Annotated in this window: 19 protein-coding genes; 6 read left to right on the top strand and 13 right to left on the bottom strand. The window is 61.0% G+C overall.

What is annotated here, in order from left to right; genetic code table 11:
- Positions 1-4 precede the first annotated feature (4 nt).
- From ABNU55_RS10685 to ABNU55_RS10670, 4 genes are all read right to left on the bottom strand, one after another.
- Positions 5-1,141 carry a zinc-binding dehydrogenase gene (locus ABNU55_RS10685; protein WP_290752330.1) on the bottom strand — a complete coding sequence of 379 codons (1,137 nt, stop codon included), beginning with the start codon at positions 1,139-1,141 and terminating at the stop codon, positions 5-7.
- Positions 1,142-1,226: 85 nt separating this feature from the next.
- Positions 1,227-2,558 carry an ATP-binding protein gene (locus ABNU55_RS10680; protein WP_290752332.1) on the bottom strand — a complete coding sequence of 444 codons (1,332 nt, stop codon included), beginning with the start codon at positions 2,556-2,558 and terminating at the stop codon, positions 1,227-1,229.
- Entirely contained in the window at positions 2,551-3,228 is a 678-nt protein-coding gene (locus tag ABNU55_RS10675) for a response regulator transcription factor (RefSeq protein ID WP_290752334.1), read from the bottom strand. Before ABNU55_RS10675 ends, ABNU55_RS10680 begins: the two co-directional genes overlap by 8 nt.
- A 71-nt stretch (positions 3,229-3,299) precedes the next feature.
- Entirely contained in the window at positions 3,300-3,602 is a 303-nt protein-coding gene (locus tag ABNU55_RS10670) for a PepSY domain-containing protein (RefSeq protein WP_290752337.1), read from the bottom strand.
- 225 nt (positions 3,603-3,827) lie between these two features.
- On the opposite strand from ABNU55_RS10670, the gene ABNU55_RS10665 reads away from it, so the two are divergent.
- Complete coding sequence (locus ABNU55_RS10665; protein WP_290752339.1) at positions 3,828-5,006, top strand: thiolase family protein; 1,179 nt, start codon at positions 3,828-3,830, stop codon at positions 5,004-5,006.
- A gap of 6 nt (positions 5,007-5,012) precedes the next feature.
- Positions 5,013-6,089 carry a DUF2332 domain-containing protein gene (locus tag ABNU55_RS10660; RefSeq protein WP_290752342.1) on the top strand — a complete coding sequence of 359 codons (1,077 nt, stop codon included), beginning with the start codon at positions 5,013-5,015 and terminating at the stop codon, positions 6,087-6,089.
- Positions 6,090-6,092: 3 nt separating this feature from the next.
- On the opposite strand, the gene ABNU55_RS10655 is transcribed toward ABNU55_RS10660, so the two are convergent.
- Together ABNU55_RS10655 and ABNU55_RS10650 are read right to left on the bottom strand one after the other, a co-directional pair.
- Positions 6,093-7,232: a serine hydrolase domain-containing protein gene (locus ABNU55_RS10655; protein WP_290752345.1), complete on the bottom strand. Its 1,140-nt coding sequence runs from the start codon at positions 7,230-7,232 to the stop codon at positions 6,093-6,095.
- Complete coding sequence (locus tag ABNU55_RS10650) at positions 7,232-7,726, bottom strand: Lrp/AsnC family transcriptional regulator (RefSeq protein ID WP_290752347.1); 495 nt, start codon at positions 7,724-7,726, stop codon at positions 7,232-7,234. The genes ABNU55_RS10655 and ABNU55_RS10650 overlap by 1 nt, the downstream gene beginning before the upstream one ends.
- Positions 7,727-7,855: 129 nt before the next feature.
- Between ABNU55_RS10650 and ABNU55_RS10645 the strand changes: the two genes are divergently transcribed.
- Positions 7,856-11,314, top strand: a complete 3,459-nt coding sequence (locus ABNU55_RS10645; RefSeq protein ID WP_290752349.1) for an indolepyruvate ferredoxin oxidoreductase family protein — start codon at positions 7,856-7,858, stop codon at positions 11,312-11,314.
- Between the two features lie 84 nt (positions 11,315-11,398).
- On the opposite strand, the gene ABNU55_RS10640 is transcribed toward ABNU55_RS10645, so the two are convergent.
- The 3 genes from ABNU55_RS10640 to ABNU55_RS10630 form a co-directional block, all read right to left on the bottom strand.
- Positions 11,399-11,767: a hypothetical protein gene (locus ABNU55_RS10640; protein WP_290752351.1), complete on the bottom strand. Its 369-nt coding sequence runs from the start codon at positions 11,765-11,767 to the stop codon at positions 11,399-11,401.
- 4 nt (positions 11,768-11,771) lie between these two features.
- A complete protein-coding gene (locus ABNU55_RS10635) occupies positions 11,772-13,379 on the bottom strand; it encodes a lysine--tRNA ligase (RefSeq protein WP_290752353.1) in 1,608 nt (535 codons plus the stop codon).
- A gap of 79 nt (positions 13,380-13,458) precedes the next feature.
- On the bottom strand, positions 13,459-14,208 hold the full coding sequence (locus tag ABNU55_RS10630; protein ID WP_290752355.1) for a GGDEF domain-containing protein: 750 nt from the start codon (positions 14,206-14,208) through the stop codon (positions 13,459-13,461).
- Between the two features lie 181 nt (positions 14,209-14,389).
- On the opposite strand from ABNU55_RS10630, the gene ABNU55_RS10625 reads away from it, so the two are divergent.
- Together ABNU55_RS10625 and bfr are read left to right on the top strand one after the other, a co-directional pair.
- Positions 14,390-14,587: a (2Fe-2S)-binding protein gene (locus tag ABNU55_RS10625; protein WP_290752358.1), complete on the top strand. Its 198-nt coding sequence runs from the start codon at positions 14,390-14,392 to the stop codon at positions 14,585-14,587.
- 187 nt (positions 14,588-14,774) lie between these two features.
- Entirely contained in the window at positions 14,775-15,260 is a 486-nt protein-coding gene (bfr, locus tag ABNU55_RS10620; protein ID WP_290752362.1) for a bacterioferritin, read from the top strand.
- A 15-nt stretch (positions 15,261-15,275) separates the two neighbouring features.
- Here bfr and ABNU55_RS10615 read toward each other — a convergent pair whose 3' ends face one another.
- From ABNU55_RS10615 to ABNU55_RS10600, 4 genes are all read right to left on the bottom strand, one after another.
- Positions 15,276-15,938 (bottom strand): glutathione S-transferase, encoded by a 663-nt coding sequence (locus ABNU55_RS10615; protein ID WP_290752363.1) that lies wholly within the window; start codon positions 15,936-15,938, stop codon positions 15,276-15,278.
- 81 nt (positions 15,939-16,019) lie between these two features.
- On the bottom strand, positions 16,020-16,967 hold the full coding sequence (locus tag ABNU55_RS10610; protein ID WP_290757524.1) for an alpha/beta hydrolase: 948 nt from the start codon (positions 16,965-16,967) through the stop codon (positions 16,020-16,022).
- 91 nt (positions 16,968-17,058) lie between these two features.
- Entirely contained in the window at positions 17,059-17,361 is a 303-nt protein-coding gene (locus ABNU55_RS10605; protein WP_290752369.1) for an SCP2 sterol-binding domain-containing protein, read from the bottom strand.
- 134 nt (positions 17,362-17,495) lie between these two features.
- Positions 17,496-18,347, bottom strand: a complete 852-nt coding sequence (locus ABNU55_RS10600) for a hypothetical protein (RefSeq protein WP_290752372.1) — start codon at positions 18,345-18,347, stop codon at positions 17,496-17,498.
- 107 nt (positions 18,348-18,454) lie between these two features.
- Here ABNU55_RS10600 and ABNU55_RS10595 point away from each other — a divergent pair, with 107 nt between their 5' ends.
- The gene (locus ABNU55_RS10595) at positions 18,455-20,002 is read left to right on the top strand and encodes a carboxyl transferase domain-containing protein (protein ID WP_290752374.1); all 1,548 of its coding nucleotides are present in this window, start codon (positions 18,455-18,457) and stop codon (positions 20,000-20,002) included.
- Positions 20,003-20,048 lie beyond the last annotated feature (46 nt).

Here is a 20,048-nt window from a genome sequence, read left to right as displayed (position 1 = left end):
CGCCTTAAAGCGTCGGATTGATCAGGAATTTCTCGCCGGTCTTCTTCGCATCATAGCGTTTCAGCGTGTCCGGATCGAGCGCTTCGGCAAGCGAGATCTCATCGGTATAGTGACTTGCGAAGGTTGTCTTCAGCTCAGACATGACCCGCTTGCGAAGCTTTTCGCGGCCCTCGGAGCCGATCTTCTGCAGGAAGTAGGTGAGCAGATAGCCGCCTGCGCTCCACGCCATGCCAACGCCCGGCGGGATGGTGGTCGGCGAGAGATCGAGGCGCCCATAGATATAGACGTGTTTCGGATCGGCCGAGCCATAGCGGCTATATTCGGCGCCGATATTGGCAGCCGCCTCCATCGCCATCAGGATCTGTCCCGCCAGCGGCCCACCGCCGACTGCGTCAAAAGCCAGGGTGGCCTTGGTCTCCGCAATCGCGTCGATCAGCTCCTTCATGAAGTTATCGCTCGATGAATTGACGACGTATTTGGCGCCGAGGTCCTTGAGGATTTTCTCCTGCTCGGCCTTGCGCACAATATTCACCAGGGGCACGTCGTCTGCGATACAGATCTTGTTCAGCATCTGACCGAGATTGGAAGCGGCTGCAGTGTGGATCAGGCCCTTATGGCCTTCCATTCGCATGGTCTCCGGGAAGGAGAGGGCGGTCAGCGGATTTACGAAAGAGGAGGCGCCGTCACGGGCCGAGGCGTCTTCCGGCAGCTCCATGACCTGTGCAACATTCAGCATGCGGTATTCGCCATAGAATTCGCCGCCAAGGCCGGTCACTTTCTTTCCCACCAAGGCCTGCGCGGCATCGGAAGACCCGGCCGCCACAACGGTGCCTGCGCCTTCATTGCCGACGCCGAGCGACTGGCCGAGCCGTGCCTTCATGGCCCGCATGGCGGGCGGCGGCACGTCGGCGACCAGTTTCGGGCTCTCCTTGCTGCCTTCATTCTTCAGCGTGGAGAGATCGGCTGCACCGACAAGCAGGCCAAGGTCGGACGGATTGATCGGCGTTGCTTCGACGCGAATGATGATATCGCCATCGCCCGGCTTGGGCATCGGCACGTCCTTCAGAGAAAGCTCCAGCTTGCCCTCTTCTGTCACCAGCGTGCGAAGCTGGCGGAATGTGTCTGGTAGGTCTGAAGCCATTTTGTGTTCCTCCTTGGGGATCGTTTTTTGCTTGCTCCGACATGGAGGTGCACGAAGAGCATGGCAAGTCAGCGCCGGAAATTCATTATGCCGCTGAGGGAAATCGGACCCTCACATCCAGACCAGGGGCCTGCGGAAGAAGTGTCAGTTCGGCCGAATGGTGGCGGGCAATACTTGCAGCCAGGCTCAGTCCCAAGCCAGAGCCGGGAGAGGTTCGGCTGCGGTCGAGACGGTGAAACGGCTTGATGGCCTCCTCAATTTTCTCCGCTGGGATGCCGACACCATTGTCGCGGACGCTGAGCTCGGGAAGACCCTCGACAATGCCGACGCGCACCTCCACAGCGACGGGCGCCCGATTGTGGCGCAAGGCGTTCTCGACAAGGTTCACGAGCATCTGCGTGATGAGCTGGCGGTCGCCATAAGTTCGAACGTTGGGGGCCGCCACGAGGGCAATTGATTTGCCTTCCGCCTCTGCGACGGGGGCGAAGGTGGTCGCCACCGCCGAAGCGATTTCGCTGAGATCGACGGGTGCGGTCGAAACGGCGGCCGAGCCACTCTCCAGTTCGGCAATCTTGAGCAAGGCGGTGAAGGTCGCCAGCACATCGTCTAGCAGCTCTGTCGCCTCTTCGATTGCTATACGTTGTTCGGCGTTGCTTTCTCGTCCCTGCATGGCTTCGAGCCGCTGACGCAGATGCCCAAGCGGTGTGCGCAGGTCATGCGCCACGCTGGCAGAAGCATAGCGCACATCATGGACCAGCGCCTCGATCCGGTCGAGCATCCGGTTGATCGTGCCCGCGAGGCTGTCGAATTCATCGCCGGCCGCAGAGACCGGCATGCGGGCGCTGAGTGACTGGCGCCCGACGCCTTCGGCCGTTGCCTTCATGCGCTCCACCCGTGAGAGGAAACGCCGGCTGACCAGCAGTCCAGCAATGAGGCTGAGCAGCAGGGCAGGCAGCAGGACAACAAGCATGGCGTGGCGAAGGGCCGTTGCCGCTTCGCTGACGATACGCGTATCGGCGCCAACGCCCAGCCGGTAGCCATCCTCAAGTGGTGTTGTGAGGACCAGAAGGTCGCTCGCCTCCTGGCGTTGAAGCCGGCTCCAGCCCCCGCGTTCAGGCAACGCCATCCTGTCAAAGATCGAAACGCCCAAAGGGCTGGTCAGCGTATATCGCAGCCTGTTGCCGGGATTGCGTTCCAGCCGCTCGCTGATGTCGTGGCGCAGTTCTTCCAGACCGTCATCTTCATAGTCGCCCATCAACTGGCGGGTCTCGTTGCGGATCTGGTCGCGAAGCTGGTCTTCCATATCGTCGCGAAGGCCGAGATAGATGAGGATGCAGAGCGCGAGTGTGCACAGGGCGAACAGCCCGGCCGCCATTGCCGTCAGCCGGAAGCCCGTAGAACGCAGCAGCCTATCCATTGTCGGAAAGCCTGTAGCCGGAGCCGCGCACGGTGTGGATGAGAGGGCGGTCATGGCCCTTGTCGATCTTCGACCTCAACCGGCTGATATGAGTCTCGACGATGTTGGTGCGCGGGTCGAAATTGAAGTCCCAGACATTCTCCAGCAGCATGGTACGTGTCACCACGCGGCCTTCATGACGCATCAGGTATTCCAGGAGTCTGAATTCGACTGGCTGCAGGTTGATCGCCTCGCCATCGCGTTCGACCGTTCGTTTCAGACGGTCGAGTGTCAGGCCGCCGAGCTGGTAGGTCGTTTTCGGCCCCTCGGCGGGCGCAGCGGATCTGACGAGCACGCCGACGCGGGCGTGAAGCTCTGCAAAGGCAAAGGGTTTGACAAGATAGTCTTCGGCCACCTGCAGGCCTTCGACCCTGTCCTCGACCCCGCCAATGGCTGTCAGGAAAATGGCCGGCGTGGTGTCGCCGCCCGCCCGCAGCATGTTGAGCAGTTTCAGGCCATCTATACCCGGAACCATGCGGTCCAGGATGAGCGCGTCATAGCTCGCATCCGTTGCCATCATCAGGCCTTCCTGACCATCGGCCGCATGGTCGACTACGTCGCCATGTTCACGAAAGCCACGGATCACATAGCCGGCGGTTTCCCTGTCATCTTCGACCAGCAGGTAACGCACGCGTGTCGTCTCCCGAAAAAATGCCCTGCCGCAACATATGCGGCAGGGCAGGATGATTTACAGGGCTATGCCTAGTCGTCGTGATCTTCGCGGGTGCTTTTCACTTCACCCGTCACGCCGTCGACGATGACATCATAGACCTTGCCGTCGGCCAGCACGGAAATCTCGAACTCCGGCGAGAAGGAATCGTCCTCGACCTGCGCCTCGAAAGCCTTGCCTTGGGTGGCATCTTCAGCGGCCATGATGGCAGCGACCAGCGAAATGTCGGCTTCCTCAAGTGCGCGGGCATCGTCGATATCTGCGAACGCAAGGCCGGCAGTTGCCAGTCCGCCGATGGCCGTTGCTGAGATCAGGGTGCGAATTGAACGTTTCATCAAGGGTCTCCTTATGGATTTAATGACTCCAGATCTTTCTGGATGTCTGCACCGTCTCACGAGTGACCTGACAGGGATTTTGCCTGAACTATACATATTCCCAATGTTGCAGGTGGAACGCCCGGCCGTGGGGCGTCAGGGGCGGGATAGGACTTGACGCTGCGTCGGCTGAGGCGCATCTCTTCGCACACGCAAAAGACGCTAGAATTGAGCCCGGAGGAAAAGATGGCTGATGATCCCGTTGTAATCGTAGGTATGTCGCGCACGCCCATGGGCGGCCTGCTTGGCGACCTTGCCGGCATGTCTGCCAATGAGCTTGGCGCCATCGCCGTGAAGGCCGCTTCCGAAGAAGCCAAGCTCTCTGAGACTGACGTCAATGAGATTATCATGGGCAATTGTCTTCCTGCAGGTCAGGGCCAGGCACCTGCCCGGCAGGCGGCGATCAAGGCTGGCCTCGATCAGGGCACCGAAGCGACCACGATCAACAAGATGTGCGGCTCGGGCCTTCAGGCGGCCGTCATGGGCTGGAACGCGATCCAGTCTGGCAATGCCAGCATCGTCGTCGCGGGCGGCATGGAATCCATGACCAACGCGCCGCACCTCGTGGACCTGCGCAAGGGTCACAAATACGGCGCCTCGGCAATGAAAGACCATATGGCGACTGACGGTCTGGAAGATGCCTATGAGAACAAGGCCATGGGCGTCTTCGCCGACATGATCGCGCAGGAGTATCAGTTCACGCGCGAGCAGCAGGACGCTTACGCAATTGAAACGCTGTCCCGCGCCAAGAAAGCCACCGAAAACGGCAAGTTCAAGCGCGAGATCGTCCCTGTCACGATGAAGACCCGCAAGGGCGATGTCACTGTCGATACCGATGAGCTGCCGCGCAGCGCCCGCCCGGACAAGATCCCGTCCCTGAAACCGGCTTTCAGCAAGGACGGCACGGTGACCGCCGCCAATGCTTCGGCTATTTCCGATGGCGCGGCGGCACTTGTCCTGATGCGCCAGTCCGAGGCTGAAAAGCGCGGCCTCAAGCCGATTGCGAAGATCGTATCCTCTTCCAGCCACGCGCATGAGCCGAAATACTTCACCACTGCGCCTGTGCCGGCCATGAAGAAGGCGCTCGAGAAAGCCGGCTGGACCAAGGATGATGTCGGGCTCTGGGAAATCAACGAAGCGTTCGCCGTCGTGCCCATGATTGCCATGAAGGAAATGGGCATCAGCCACGATATCGTGAACGTGAATGGCGGCGCATGTGCCATGGGCCACCCGATCGGGGCTTCCGGCGCGCGTATCCTTGTGACGCTGCTGGCCGCCATGGAAGACCGCGATGTGAAGAAGGGCGTCGCCTCGCTCTGCATCGGTGGCGGCGAAGGCATCGCCATGTGTGTCGAGCGGGTCTGATCCTGCTTGCTGGGGGAGAGTGCCATCCCGGACCATTTCCGCGAACAGGCGGAATGGTGCCGCGCATTGGGCTCACCCTTTATGGATGCGCTTTGCCGCGCATTCGCAGATGATTATGAGGCCGGCGGCATTGTCGCCGGCCTTGTGTCTGACTGGCCGACAAATCCTCGCAAGGATGCGCTCGCCCTGCGTCTGGCGGGCTGCCTGCACCACGCCACCCTGACAGGCCGGGCCCCCGCGCTTGCCGCAGCCTATCCCGCGCGGCAGCCGGACTGGTCGATGCAGGCCGTGTGGCCACTGGCAAGGACATGGCTCGCAGAAAATGAGGACTGGGTCAGGGCGTTTCTGGAGAGCGCACCCCAGACCAATGAGACGCGCCGGTGTATCGCCCTTCTCCCCGGCTTTCTCGAGCTCGCGCATCGATTTGATATGCCGATGCACCTCATGGAGCTTGGGGCAAGCGCGGGTCTCAACCAGAACTGGGACCGCTACGCCTATGAGACCGGCAGCTGGCACTGGCCCGCCGATGAGGCACGCGGCGTCACGATTTCGACTGATTGGCAGACCAGCGCGCCCCGCCACCTGGATGCGCAGCCTCAGATTGCGAGCCGGGCGGCCTGCGACCTCTCGCCATTCGACCTCAGTGACCCAGACCAGGTCATGCGTCTGAAATGCTATACATGGCCGGATCAGAACGAGCGTCTCTCAAGGCTCGACGCGGCGGTGAAGCTCGCCCAGGAGACCGGCATAAGTGTGGACAAGGCAAATGCCGCGAACTGGCTGGAACAGAAGCTGATGCACCGTCCGGCAAAGGGGCTGACCATAGTCTATCATTCGGTCTTCCTGATCTATCCCCCGCGCGAGGTGATCGGGCAGATCATGAGCATGATCGCATCCTACGGCATGCGGGCAAGCGAGGCGGCGCCGCTGGCCTGGCTTTCCTATGAATCGGAAGCGCTGTTCGGTGGCAATCGTGAGAGCCCAAGGATGGAAGCGCGGCTTCAGGTCTGGCCGGGCGGCGAGGCGCGTACCCTTAATTGCTCGGATGGTCATGTAACCAGAGTGGTGGCGCCGCCGCTCTGACGCTTAGTCAGCCGGCTCGGCGAGCCGCGTTTCGATGACGCGCACCAGATCGCTGACGGCCTCACGCGATTTGCCCGTGAACATGTTTGTGTTCACGATGAAAACCGTGCCCTTCCCCGGTACCATCTCAGCATGCGAGAGCCACATCGTATTGGAGCCGCGATGCGCATACACCGTCCCCAGCGCTTCATGTGAAGTCACGCCCCAGCCCATGGCATAGTCGGCATCCTCATCGGGCCAGGGTGAAAGCAGCCTTGTCCGCGTCTCATCGCTGATCAAGGTGTTCTCCCTGTCGATGAATTCGCGAAGGAGCCGGAGATGGCTGTCGATTGGTACGTGAACGGTCCCGGCCGGTCCCAGGGCAGGCGGGTTGTCGGCGCCGCTGCCGCGCCCTGCGGGCACTTTCAGGCCAAAAACCGTATCATGACCGACAGGCCCCGAAGGCGGCGGCCCGAACCCCCAGCCGGATGACCAGTCCCCGCCTTCGGCCTTGAACACCTCGGAGCCAATAGCCTCCTCCCAGCTTGTGCCGGTGATGAGTTCTATGGCGGCCCCCGCGAGGATGTAATTGAGATTGCTGTATTCGAACGTCCCCGGCTCGCCGGGCGGCGTGCTTGTCAGCCGGTCGCGGGCCGTTTCGAGCCGCTGGCGGGGCAGGGGGCTGTCATCGCCCGCGCGCGCGATCAGCCAGACCGGGCCGATATCTCCCGCCCCTGATCTGTGGGCGAAAAGGTCTTCGATGGTGATGTCCTGCCAGTGAGGATCGATGTCTTTGACAGTGCCCGAGAAAAGCTCAGCGACGCTCACGCCCCAGTCTGTCTCGCCGCGCTCGACAAGCCGGGCATAGAGCAGGGCTGTCAGCGCCTTCGTATTGGAGCCGATATGCCAGGCTGCGTCACTCGTCACAGCCACATCAGAGCCCGATGCCTCATTCCCTGACACTGCAATCACGGCATCGCCGCCTGTTTCCAGAACACCGGCGCCGAGAGCGATGAGCCCGTATTCTTCCAGAATCCCGTCGACTTCCTGCTGAAGCCAGTCTTCTGAAATTGGTGCAGCCGACGCCAGCGGCCCCAGAAAACAGACCGCAATGAAAGCTGTCAGTGAACGCAGGGGCGGTAAACGGCGGACCCCGCAGCCCATCAGCTCGCAGGCACGTAATCGCTTACGAGGCCCAGCGGCAGGGCCGTCGTGCGTTTGGCAATATTGATCACGATGCGGGACTGGACATCTGACACCAGCCCCGACCCCAGCAGTTTTTCGCGCAGGAAGGTGTCATAGGCGTGCATATCGGTCGTTGTAATCCGGATCACATAGTCGACAGCGCCCGTGACCGTCATACATTCAAGCACCTCGGGCCATTTCTGGACAAGCTGTTCGAACTTTGCGAGGTTTTCCTTGCTGGGCAGGGCCAGCTTCACGCTGGCGACGACTTCAAAGCCCAGGCCCAGCGTGTCCCGGTCGAGCAGGGTGACCCGTCCCTGTATGATACCGGCCTCTTCCATCCGCTTGATGCGGCGCCAGCAGGGCGAGGAAGACAGACCCACCCGGTCGGCGATCTCGGCAACCGAGAGTGCGGCGTCTTTCTGGATAAGGTCCAGGATTTTGGCGTCGATGGCATCAAGAGACTGGGGCAACTTTTCTCCCGCTGAGTGGTCTATATTGGAACAACTTACCCGTTCCTACGCTAATATGCGCAATAAGGGCAAGCATTTTCACTTAAAAATGCGAATAATCTGGCTCAAGAAAAATTTGGGAGGCGTTCCTTGGAACACCGCGAAGTCACGCTGAACGATAAATACGATCTTGTCGAGGGCCATGCCTACATGACAGGTATTCAGGCACTTGTGCGCCTGCCACTCGACCAGAAACGGCTCGATCTTGAAGCAGGTCACAATACTGCAGGTTTTATTTCCGGCTATCGTGGTTCTCCCCTTGGCGGCTATGACCAGCAGTTGCGCGCCGCCGGAAAATGGCTCGACAAGTATGAAATCGAGTTCTGGGAAGGTCTCAATGAGGACCTTGGCGCGACAGCCGTTTGGGGGTCCCAGCAACTTGGACTCTTCCCGGGCGCAAAGCGCGACGGCCTCTTCGGCATCTGGTACGGCAAGGCGCCGGGCGTTGATCGTTCCGGCGACGCGTTCAAGCATGCCAATGCCGCCGGGTCCTCGCGTCTTGGTGGCGTGCTCGCCATTTGCGGGGATGACCATACCTGCAAATCCTCGACCCTGCCGTCGCAGTCTGAATATGCGATGCGCGACGCGGAAATCCCCGTCCTGAACCCGGCCTCCATTCAGGATGTGCTTGATTATGGCATCCATGGCTGGGCGATGAGCCGCTTTTCCGGGGCCTGGTCCTCGCTGATCGCTTTGGCCGATACGATGGATTCCGGCGCGGTCGTCGATGTGACTCTGGAGCGTCTGAAACTGGTCACGCCGGAGTTCGACTTCCCCGAAGCCGGTGTCCATATGCGCCGCGGCGACAGCCCGATCGACAAGGAACGCCGCCTGCGGGAAGTGAAGCTTCCGGCTGCGCAGGCCTGGGTCCGCGCCAATCAGCTCGACCATGTCCTCATCCCCTCGCCAAAACCGCGCGTCGGCATCATCACGACCGGCCAGGCCGCCCGCGATATCTTCGAGGCGCTTGCCGCCATCGGTATCTCGCCGGAAGAGGCCGGACGGCTTGGCATCAGCGTCTTCAAGGTCGCCATGCCGTGGCCGCTGGAGCCGACCCGGATCCGCGAATTCTGCAAGGGTCTCGAACGCGTTCTCGTGATCGAGCACAAGCGCCCGCTGATCGAGGAGCAGCTGCGTTCGGTCCTCTACAGCCTGCCGGACAATGAGCGTCCCTTTATCGAAGGCAAGCAGGACCGGTTCGGTAAACCGCTGCTGAGCCAGGTTTCGTCCATCCCGGTGCCGGAAATGGCGCAGGCCCTTGTCGGCGCAGTTCCGGGCGAGTGGGACAAGAGTGCCGCCGACCGCTATTTCGAACGCGTTGGCGCCGCAGGGCAGGCGGCAATGTCAAACGCCTCGCCGACCGTGCGTACGCCGCACTATTGCTCGGGCTGTCCGCACAATACATCGACGACGGTACCGGAAGGCTCACGTGCTCTCGCGGGTATCGGTTGCCACTACATGGCGAACTTCATGCCGGACCGGAATACCGACATGACCAGTCAGATGGGCGGCGAAGGCGTCGCCTGGATCGGCCAGTATTTCGCCACCGATGAAGACCACATGTTCGTCAATCTCGGCGACGGCACCTATTCGCATTCCGGGTCGCTCGCCATCCGTGCGGCGGTGACGTCCGGCGCGAACATGACTTACAAGATCCTCTACAATGACGCGGTCGCCATGACGGGTGGGCAGACGGTCGAGTCGGCGCAGACGCCGGTCGATATCGCCCAGCAGGTTGAGGCCGAGGGCGTGAAGACCATCGTCGTCGTCACCGAAGACCCGACGCGCTATGCCGGCGTCAAAGGCCTGCCGCGCTCGGTGAAGATCTATGACCGCGAAGAGCTCGATGACGTGCAGAAGATGCTGCGCGACACAAAGGGCGTCTCGGTCATGATCTATGACCAGGTCTGCGCCACCGAGAAGCGCCGCCGCTCCAAGCGCGGCCTGCGTGAGCCGGACCGCGTGCGCGTGATGATCAATCAGGAGGTCTGTGAAGGCTGCGGCGATTGCTCGATCAAGTCGAACTGTCTCTCGGTTGAGCCGGTCGAGACCGAACTCGGCCGTAAGCGCCGTATCAACCAGTCGACCTGTAACACCGATCTGTCCTGCCTGCGTGGCTTCTGCCCCAGCTTCGTGACCATCAAGGACGCGCACTTCGCGGCCGAGGACGCGCCAGTGCTCGAAGCCGACGCCTCTGGTCTGCCGCTGCCGGACCTGCCGCCGGTCGCCCAGCCCTGGAACATCCTCTTCACCGGCGTGGGTGGCACAGGTGTCACGACGGTCGCCGCCGTGCTGGCTATGGCGGCGCATGTCGACGGCAATGCGGCCTCCTCGCTGGATATGACGGGTCTTGCCCAGAAGGGCGGCCCGGTCCTCTCCCACCTTCGTTTTGCCCGTGAGCCGGAAATGATCTCGACCGGCCGGGTCCCGCCGGCCTCAGCCGACGCGATCATCGGCTGCGACCTTGTCGTGGCGGCTGGCGGCGATGCCATCTCGCTGATGGATGTCGAACGCACCCATGTCACCGCGAACGCCGATGTCACGCCGACAAGTGAGTTCATCCGTGACCGGTCGAAGACCTTTGAAAGCCAGCTTCTCGCGGCCCGCGTGAAGCGCCAGGCCAAGGATTTCGGCTCCATCGATGCGGAGTCGCTGGCGCTCGGCTATCTCAACGACGCGATCTACACCAATATGATCATGATCGGTTACGCTTGGCAGAAAGGCCATGTCCCGGTCTCGCTGCGGGGGCTTTACCGCGCGATCAAGCTCAATGGCGTGAAGATCGAAGAGAACATGAAGGCGTTCGATGTCGGCCGGATTGCAGCGGTCGATCCTGACCGTCTGGAAAAGACATCCGACCCGCGCGGCGACGTCCAGCCGATGACGCTGGACGAGCTCATCGAAAACCGCGCTGAACGTCTGAACGCCTATCAGAACAAAGCCTACGCACAGAAGTATCGCGACCTCGTCGCAAAAGTCCGCAAGGATGAGGAGGCGGCCGGTCTGGGTGATGCCTTCACCACGGCGGTGGCCAAATTCGCCTTCAAGCTCATGGCCTACAAGGATGAGTATGAGGTCGCGCGCCTCTACACCGACGGCACCTTTGAGAAGAAGCTGCGGGAGACCTTTCATGGCGGCAAGATCAACTTCCTGATGGCGCCGCCGCTGATCGCGAAGAAGGATTCAAACGGTCACTTGAAGAAAAAGCGCTTTGGGGCGTGGATGAAGACGGTCTTCAGCGTCATGCGCCGCCTCAAGGGGCTGCGTGGCACGCCATTCGACCCGTTCGGCTATACAGAAGAACGCAAGATGGAGCGCGGCCTGCGCGATACCTATCTCGAGCGCGTTGCCGACATGTCGGGCAAGCTGACCAAAAAGAACCATGAGCTGGCCGTCGCCATCGCCTCCATTCCGGATGAGATCCGCGGCTATGGTCACGTGAAAGAGGCGTCCGTCGAAGCGGCCAGGGGGCATGAGGAAGAGCTCATGCAGAACTGGCCGGAAGGCGGCATGCCGAAACAGAAAAAGACGCTGATTGCCGCTGAATAAGTGCCGGTAACGCATGAAACAGAGAAGGCCGCTTCCTGAAAAGGAGGCGGCCTTTTTTCTGTCTGGAGTGTTTCGGCAGACGATTTATGGGCGGTCGATATAGACGTCGACGACGTCGTCACGCCCGGACAGCCCGTCGAGTTCGTTTTCCAGCTGGCGGGCAGGGATTACCCGTTCGCTTGTATACATCTGCCTGCCATCGCGAAATCGCACCGTCAGGCGCAGGCGGCCACGCTCGATGTCGCCAATGTCCTCGGCGATCGTGACCGGAACGCTGCTGCCGCTGCTGGAAACGAGATTCACCGCCCCCTTACCGGTATAATAGACGGTCTTGCCAGCAAGCTCGACGCCGTCTCCGATGACGCCGACAGTTGCGCCGGCCACGCTGGCCGCGAGGCACCCCGAGACAAGGGACGAAGAAGCGATAAGAGCGGCGGCGATGACGGCTTTCATTCGCCTAGCCCTCAGATGATTCCGTATCCCGCGCCAGCGCGCTCTTGATCAGGCGGGCGGTCTCATGGATGCCGTAAAGCGCGGCAAAGCCACCAAAGCGCGGCCCCTGGCTCTGGCCCAGCAGCACCTCATAAAGCGCCTTGAACCACTCGCGCAGATTCTCGAATTCGTGCGCCTTGCCGATCTCGAAGGTCAGCGTCTGCAGGTCTTCGGCACTGGCGCCTTCCTCCATGGCGCTCAGCCGGTCGGCCAGTTCTTCCATGGCAGCGCGTTCCTTCTCGTCCGGTGCGCGATAGACCTTGGTGGGCTTCACGAAGTCCTCGTAATAGCGGATCGCATAGCCGGCCAGCTGGTCGAGAAGGGGATGGCTCTCCGGGCTCGCCTCCGGCGCATAGCGCGAGATGAAGCCCCAGAGCTGATCCTTGGTCTCGGCATTCGCGGCGCTGACGAGGTTCAGGAGCAGCGCGAAGGACACAGGCGTATCGCCCTCTGGCGGATTGCCGGAATGGATGTGCCAGACCGGGTTCTCGATCTGACGGGCCGGTTCCTCTTCCGGGTATTTTGACAGGAAGGTCAGATACTCATCGACGGCTTTCGGGATCACGTCGAAATAGAGCTTCTTGGCCGCGCGCGGCTTCTGGAACTGGAACAGCGACAGGCTCTCCTGCGGCGCATAGGCCAGCCAGTCCTCGACCGAGATGCCATTGCCCTTGGTCTTGGAGATTTTCTCGCCCTTGTCGTCCAGGAATAGTTCATAGACATATTGCTGCGGCGGCTGGCTACCGAGGATCTTGCAGATCTTCGAATAGATCGGCGCGTTGTCCTGGTGGTCCTTGCCGAACATCTCGAAGTCTACACCCAGTGCGGCCCAGCGCATGCCGAAGTCCGGCTTCCATTGCAGCTTGGTATTCCCGCCGGTGACCGGAATGGTCACGTCGGTGCCGTCCTCATCCTCGAAGGTGATGGTGCCATCCTTCGCATTGGTCTCCTTCATCGGTACGTAAAGGACGCGGCCGGTCGTTGGAGAGATCGGCAGGAAGGGCGAATAGGTCGCCTGACGCTCCGCGCCCAGCGTGGGCAGCATCACAGCCATGATCTCATCGAACTTCTCGAGCGCGCGCAGCAGCGCCTCATCGAAAGCGCCGGACTTGTAGAGCTCGGTCGCCGACTTGAATTCATACTCAAAGCCGAAACTGTCGAGGAAGGCACAAAGGCGGGCACCCATATGCGCGCCATAGCTTTCATGCGTGCCGAACGGGTCGGGCACGGTGGTCAGCGGCATCTGCATATAGGGCTCAAGGTCTTTCGGGTTCGGCACGGTCGGCGGCACCTTGCGCATGCCATCCATGTCGTCGGAGACACAGATCATGCGGGTCTCGTACTTGCCCCCGGTCAGCGTCTCGAACGCTGTGCGGACCATCGTCGTACGCACGACCTCCCCGAAAGTGCCGATATGTGGCAGGCCGGACGGGCCATAGCCAGTCTCGAAGGTAACGGGTCCCTCTTTCGGCTTCCCGGCGCGCTCCATGTTCTCAAGGCGTTTGAGCAATGCGCGCGCCTGTTCGAAGGGCCAGGCCTTGGCTGTCTCGGCAAGCTCTGCAAGCGCGCTCATAATGTCTCCATTCGTCGGATTGAATTTGGGCGGAGGTAGAAGGGCAGAGGCGCGCGGTCAAGCTGGCGGGGCGCAGGCCCTAGGCGCTTGTGGACTCTGGACCTGAACTGGCATGTACACAATTGCGGCCGCGGCGCTTGGCTTCATACATACGGTGGTCAGCTATCCTGAAGAGGTCGGTGGGCGTCTGTCCTTCCTTGCGCATGGCGACGCCGATACTGACGGTCAATTGATGTCTGGTCGTCGGCGTTGGCGCGAATTCGAGATCGCAGATGGTCACGCGGATCTGCTCGGCGATATTGCAGGCCTTCTCCAGGTCCGCGCCGCTGAGGAAGACCCCAAACTCTTCACCGCCCAGCCGTCCGACAATATCTGTTTCCCGGGTCGTCGCCTCTATGGTCGATGCGATCAGACGCAGGGCGTCATCGCCTGCCTGGTGACCATATGTGTCGTTTATGGATTTGAAGTGGTCGACGTCGATCACAAGCAATGAGGAGCCGCCAGCCAGGGCAGTTTCAAGATCGTTGTAGAAGGCTTTCCGGTCGAGCAGATTTGTCAGCGGGTCGAGGCGCGCACGCTCGGCAAGCGCGGCATGCGCCTTTTCAAGCTCTACCATGGCCTGCTCGACTTTCAGCCGCTCGCGCTGGAACACGATGGCAAGAGGGAAGGTGACCACCAGGGGCAGGATCGCCGCCAGCGCGAACCATATGCCAATGATCTCATCAAGAATGTACTGGGGGATGTCGCAGATCACGATCGCCGCTGCGGTCATGACCTGCGCGATGACCACCGTCACGAGCGTGACCAGGACAGCACGGGTGTATGACACTTTGCCCAGCGGGGGTCTTGTATGGTTCGAGTGCGCCATAGTGGAATTCTAGGCCCGATATATGGAGACAAAGCGCTTTCAATCGATGCAATTTCCCTGAAAATTCGAAGATTGCACGATGCTGCGGGGAAGCCTCTCTCCTTCGATTGACAATCATTCTCAACGTTGCTAATTGAGAACCATGATCATTTGCATTTGCAGACGCATAAACGATGCCGGTGTTCGCGACGCTGTCGAAGCCGGTGCACGTAGCCCCGAGGCGGTGCAGGCCCATCATGGATGCGCCTTCAACTGTGGCAAATGCCGTCCGAAGATCGGACAGATGATCTCTGATAGCGTTGAGGTCGAGGCCGAAACGCCGCTCCTGGCCGCAGAATAGAGCAAACGCCCCTTCCGCCAAAAGCGCGAAAGAAGCTGAGTGAAATCAGCGCCTTTGCCCCTGTGCGCTTCTGCAATTGCCTCTCACTATCATAAGCATCTGATTTTATGGTGTTTTTTCGCTTGAATCCTCTGGTTCGGGTGTTATTTGCCAAGCTGAACAAACCTATCGACATCAGGAGTGCACCATGAAGGGCGAGCCGAAAGTCATCGAATTCCTGAACGCCGCGCTGAAGAACGAGCTGACGGCGATCAACCAGTATTTCCTCCATTCGCGCATGCTGAATGATTGGGGTGTCAGCAAGCTCGGCCATTTCGAGTACAAGGAATCCATCGAGGAGATGGAGCACGCCGACTGGCTGATCGAGCGCATTCTGTTTCTCGGCGGCATGCCGAACCTTCAGGATCTCGGCAAGCTGATGATCGGCGAGTCGGTCGAGGAGATGCTGAAGTCAGATCTCGAAATGGAAATCGAGGCCGTGGCCCTCCTGCGTGACGCGGTCGAACATGCTGAGAGCGTGCGCGACTATGGCAGCCGCGACCTCTTTGCGAAAATCCTCCACAGCGAGGAAGAGCACATCGATTTTCTGGAAACCCAGTTCGACCTTATCGAACGGGTCGGTATCCAGAACTACATTCAGCTCCAGTCCAAATCCGTCGAGGATTCGGAGTAACTTGCCTCTGGCGCCCTAGGCATAGGCGTAGGGCCCGCCACGCTCCAGCGCGCGCTGATAGGCCGGCCGCTCATGTATACGGGTCAAGAAGCCTGAAATATTGGGATATTGACCGGCAATGCTGCGGTCGGCTGCGGCCTCCAGCGGAAAGCTCATGATGATATCGGCGGCGGTGAACGCATCGCCGGCAAACCAGCCCGTGGGCGCCAGAGAGCTGTCCCAGAACTCCACATGCTCCCTGACCCGCGGATCGATGAAGCTGTCCTGCGTGCGTGACGCGATGGCCTTGACCATGGGCCGGACCAGGGCGTTGGCATTCTGCGGCAGCATCTGGAAGACGAGCTTCATCAGCAGCGGTGGCATGGCCGAGCCCTCGGCATAATGCATCCAGTAGGTCCAGGCGCGCGCCTCCGGCGTGCCTTTTGCGGGTTTCAGCCGGCCCCCGCCATGCGTCTCGATCACATATTCGATAATCGCCCCGGTCTCTGCGACGATAATATCGTCTTCTTCCAGAATAGGGGATTTCCCAAGCGGATGGACCGCTCGCAGTGCGTCCGGCGCCAGTCGCGTTTCCGGATCGCGCTCATAGCGGATGACCTCGTAATCGAGGCCAAGTTCTTCAAGCAGCCACAGGATGCGCTGTGACCGGCTGTCTTCGAGGTGATGGATCTTGATCATGTCGGGCGGCTCCTTGCCATTCCGGCTCAAGCGCGCAGCTCGCGCATCCGGTGGATTGGATGTGGCTCGCGCCGCTATGAATTAAAGCCCTGACCTTGTGAGAAAGGCGTCAAAGCCCGCCCAGAACTGGTCGCGCATGGCGTCCTCTTCCATCAGGATCTCGTGGCGGGCCCCTTCAATGGTGATGTGCGTGCAATCGGGCAGGTGCCGGACGACGCGGCCGTGCGCCTTATTGTCGACAAGCGCCTCCTCGCCCGCACTTGCCACGAAGACAGGGCACTCGATGCCGCGCAGCAGGGCGGGTTTGCGGGTCTCATTCAGGATATCGAGAGAGGCTCCGAGCCAGCCCCAGGTCATCGGGCCGACCTCCAGTTCAGGCGCGGCCGCGATGAGGTCCCGCTGCAGCTGCCAGCGTTTCCGGTCATGCGTGACGATGTTCGACTCAAAGGTTTCCGGGGGTCCGGGCTGGCGTGCATAGTCGCCATCGCGCCCCACCGCCCGCATCGCCCAGATGAGATAGCGGACCGCAAGATTGACGGGCAGGCCCCACATCGGCGCGGTGAAGGCAGCCGCATCGACCCGGACCAGCTTTTTCACAATTGCCGCCAGCGCGATGGCGCCGCCCATGGAGTGGGCGAGGGAAACATAGGGCCGCGGCAAATCCCCCGGCATGGCGTCGAGGCCCTTGCTAAGCGCGCTCATGAAGGTTTCGAACCGGTCGATATGGCCTTTTTTCGGGTCCTCCAGCAGACGGTCGGACAGGCCCTGACCTGGCCAGTCCAGTATGACCACGGCAAAGCCGCGCGCCTGCAGGTCACGTGCCGTCTCGAAATACTTCTCGATGAATTCGGTTCGACCGGGGCAGACAATTGCCGTGCCACGTGCTCTGTCACGCGTGGAAGGGGCAAGGCACGCCCGCAGACTGCGGCCCGCCATGCCTTCGAACCAGACAAGCTCGGCGCCTTCCGGGGCCGGGTTGTTTTCCACGGTTACAAAGGTGTCGCGCCGGGAGGCTTGCGTCTCGCTCATGTGCCCATCTAGCAAATAAAAAAGGCGCTGGCAGCCCTCGGCCGCTCAGCGCCTTTTGGTTTCCAGGGACGAGGCCCCGGTGAAGGTTCGCCTAGTTGAACTTCTTCATCAGGCCCTGAAGCTGCATGGCAACAGACATGTCGCCCAGAACCTTCAGCTTGCCCTGCATGAAGGCCATGGTCGGGTCCAGCTGGCCGGCCACCAGTTTCTGGAAGTCGTCCCAGTCGACCTTGACCGTTGCGTCGGCTTCGCCGTCGGAATTGTCGGCTTTGCCATTGGCGCCATCAATGAAGAGTTTGCCTTGATCGCCGAAATCAAACTTCACTTTTTTCTTGAAGTCGCCGCCGGCAGAAACGGCTTCATTGGCTTTCTGGGTCAGAGTTGCGAGATCCATTGAACGTCTCCTCGATTTGGACTCGCGGCGATAAAGCAGGCTGCCCCGCCATAAGGCAAGAGCTAAGGTCGCAAGAATGACGCCTCTGTCAGATTCTGTTGCCGATACATCGCGGATTGGCGGGCAGATGGGGCCTAGTAGCGTGTTCCAATAGGCGGTGAAGCGCTGACAGGCCCGATATTCCAGATGCCATCATACCGTAAATCCCCGTCGCTCAGCCAGATGCCGGTCTTTTCCGGGTCCGCGCGCCCGTCGACAGGCTGGGGGCCGCAGCCCTCGGCGGTGCATCTGTGTGTGTCGCCGCCGCTATGAGCGATGTTGAAACTCAGCACTTCATCCTGTGGCAGGTGCATCACCATCGGGTCGAAGGCGGGACGGCTGCCAAGCTCCGGATAGGTTTCCTTGCGCGCGTGAAGGTTGCCGACAAGGACCAGGATACGGGCGTCGGGGTTGCGCGCGCTGGCGCGCAGGAGCTCGGCCGCCAGTCGGCGCTCATAGGGGGTCTGGCTGCCGGAGCCGACCGTAGTAGCGCTGGTGAATCCCACCATCCGGATGTCTGCCCCCTGCGCCGTTAATTGCTGCAGACGAATAAAGAGGTCGAGAAAGGCCTGACTCGACAGGCCCCAGTCGGTGCCATCGAAGAAGCCGCGCAGGAGGGTAAAGCGCGCATCGTCGCTGCCGTCGCTATCGACAAAATTCTGCATGACGCCTGAAAGCTGGGAGGGCCGTTCGATACCGACAACGACGGGCCCGGTTCTGGCCGCTTCGCATACGGTTTCACCGAACGCCTTTGGCGCCTCGCGTGAGCCGTGGATTTCACCGAAGATGAGAAATGTCTGGTTTTGCTCTCTCAGAAGGTCGCCCGTGTTCGGCAGGGACTCGCAGCTGAGGTCAGCACCACGTGCCGCTTTGCCCGGCTCGTCTGCCAGGGCGGAAAGCCAGCTCACCGCCAGGGCGGCGGTGCAGAGAAGCGAAAGCCTGAACATGTGTCTCCCCTTGATGAGCCGAAGAATTGCAAAAATCGAGCCAGTCCCCACAGGGATTTGAGATACGGGCTTGACCTGACACCGGGTCACACAGTCTAGCTGTCTTCATGTCCTGGGAGAAGTCGATAGAAGAGCTCCGCCGCCGGGAACGGATGGCGGAAAAGATGGGCGGTGAAGAGCCGGTCTCGCGCCAGCGCGGGCGTGGCAAGCTTACCGTCCGCGAACGCGTGTCCTTTCTGGTCGATCCGGGGAGTTTCCATGAGGTCGGCAAGATCGCCGGTGTCGCGACCTATGATGAAGATGAGAAGCTGGACAGCTTCATGGCCTCCAATTCGGTCGTTGGCCGCGCAACGCTGGATGGCCGGCCGGCCATGGTGCTCGGTGATGACTTCACCGTGCGCGGCGGCGCCGCCGATGCCTCGATCCGGGGCAAGACAGTCATCGCCCTGAAACAGGCAGTCGAGTATCGCATGCCGCTGGTCCAGCTCATCGATGGCACAGGCGGCGGCGGCTCCATCAAGATGTTTCTCAAGGACCCGCGCACCTACATTCCTGAAACGCCCAGCTGGGAGCTGATCGTCGACGGCATGGGCGAAATCCCGATGGTCTCGCTGGCGCTTGGACCATGCGCCGGTCTTGGCGCGGGCCGCGTCGGTGCCAGCCATTATTCCGTGATGGTGAGAGAGCTCAGCCAGGTGTTCGTTGCGGGGCCGCCGGTTGCCATAGCGATTGGCGAAGACGTCTCCAAGGAAGAGCTCGGCGGCTGGGAGATCCAGGCCAAGAATGGCACGGTGGATGATGTCGTTGAGACCGAAGCCGATGCCTTCAAGGCGGCCAAGCGGTTCCTTTCATACCTGCCTTCATCCGTACATGAATTGCCGCCCGTGACCGAACCCACGGACGACCCTCAACGTCGTGAGGAGAGTCTCATCTCAGTCGTGCCGGAAGACGGCAAGACGCCTTACAAGCCGCAGAAGATCATTGAGGCCTCCGTCGACAAGGGCAGTTTCTTCGAAATTGGCCGCCAGTGGGGCCGGGGTATTGTGACGGGACTCGCCCGCATCGATGGCCACCCAGTCGGCATCATGGCGGGCAACCCCTTCTTCCTTGATGGTGCGTGGACCGCAGACGTCTGCGACAAGGTCATGCGCCATATGGACCTCTGTTCGACCTTTCACCTGCCGGTCGTTCACTTTGTGGATTGCGCCGGTTTTGCTGTCGGGGTCCGTCATGAAACAGCGGGCGTCACCCGCAAGGGTGTGCGGGCCATGGCGGCGGTCTATCAGGCCACTGTGCCTGTCTGCGCGGTCGTGATCCGCAAGGCCTATGGGCTTGCGGGCTCTGCCATGATGAACCCGACAAAAGCAAAGTGGCGCTATTGCTGGCCGTCCGGCAATTGGGGGTCGCTGCCCATGGCAGGCGGGATCGAGGCGGCATTCCGCAAGGAGCTGGCCGAGACCGATGACAGGGAGGCGCTTCTGGCAAGCCTCTACAAGAAGTTCGAGGCGATGGAGGACCCGTTCCGTACCGCTGAGGCCTTCTTTGCCGAAGAGATTATCGACCCGCGGGACACCCGGCCGCTTCTGGTTGATTTCGTGCACCATGCGCGCCGGCGGCTGGAGCCCGGCAAGACTGCGTTCGGACCAAGGCCTTGATCCTGCCTTAGTTTTGCCGTGAGCAACCGATCACATTGGGCCTCAA

The sequence above is a fragment of the uncultured Henriciella sp. genome, from assembly GCF_964005855.1.
Lineage (GTDB): Bacteria > Pseudomonadota > Alphaproteobacteria > Caulobacterales > Hyphomonadaceae > Henriciella.
This window is presented reverse-complemented; position numbering and strand designations above follow the sequence as displayed.

What these genes read in the sequence shown, in the direction of transcription:
- ABNU55_RS10685 (WP_290752330.1), bottom strand. Translation starts at nt 1,141, where the DNA reads ATGGCTTCAGACCTACCAGACACATTCCGCCAGCTTCGCACGCTGGTG.
- ABNU55_RS10680 (WP_290752332.1), bottom strand. Translation starts at nt 2,558, where the DNA reads ATGGATAGGCTGCTGCGTTCTACGGGCTTCCGGCTGACGGCAATGGCG.
- ABNU55_RS10670 (WP_290752337.1), bottom strand. Translation starts at nt 3,602, where the DNA reads ATGAAACGTTCAATTCGCACCCTGATCTCAGCAACGGCCATCGGCGGA.
- ABNU55_RS10665 (WP_290752339.1), top strand. Translation starts at nt 3,828, where the DNA reads ATGGCTGATGATCCCGTTGTAATCGTAGGTATGTCGCGCACGCCCATG.
- ABNU55_RS10655 (WP_290752345.1), bottom strand. Translation starts at nt 7,232, where the DNA reads ATGGGCTGCGGGGTCCGCCGTTTACCGCCCCTGCGTTCACTGACAGCT.
- ABNU55_RS10640 (WP_290752351.1), bottom strand. Translation starts at nt 11,767, where the DNA reads ATGAAAGCCGTCATCGCCGCCGCTCTTATCGCTTCTTCGTCCCTTGTC.
- ABNU55_RS10635 (WP_290752353.1), bottom strand. Translation starts at nt 13,379, where the DNA reads ATGAGCGCGCTTGCAGAGCTTGCCGAGACAGCCAAGGCCTGGCCCTTC.
- ABNU55_RS10625 (WP_290752358.1), top strand. Translation starts at nt 14,390, where the DNA reads ATGATCATTTGCATTTGCAGACGCATAAACGATGCCGGTGTTCGCGAC.
- bfr (WP_290752362.1), top strand. Translation starts at nt 14,775, where the DNA reads ATGAAGGGCGAGCCGAAAGTCATCGAATTCCTGAACGCCGCGCTGAAG.
- ABNU55_RS10615 (WP_290752363.1), bottom strand. Translation starts at nt 15,938, where the DNA reads ATGATCAAGATCCATCACCTCGAAGACAGCCGGTCACAGCGCATCCTG.
- ABNU55_RS10610 (WP_290757524.1), bottom strand. Translation starts at nt 16,967, where the DNA reads ATGAGCGAGACGCAAGCCTCCCGGCGCGACACCTTTGTAACCGTGGAA.
- ABNU55_RS10605 (WP_290752369.1), bottom strand. Translation starts at nt 17,361, where the DNA reads ATGGATCTCGCAACTCTGACCCAGAAAGCCAATGAAGCCGTTTCTGCC.
- ABNU55_RS10600 (WP_290752372.1), bottom strand. Translation starts at nt 18,347, where the DNA reads ATGTTCAGGCTTTCGCTTCTCTGCACCGCCGCCCTGGCGGTGAGCTGG.
- ABNU55_RS10595 (WP_290752374.1), top strand. Translation starts at nt 18,455, where the DNA reads ATGTCCTGGGAGAAGTCGATAGAAGAGCTCCGCCGCCGGGAACGGATG.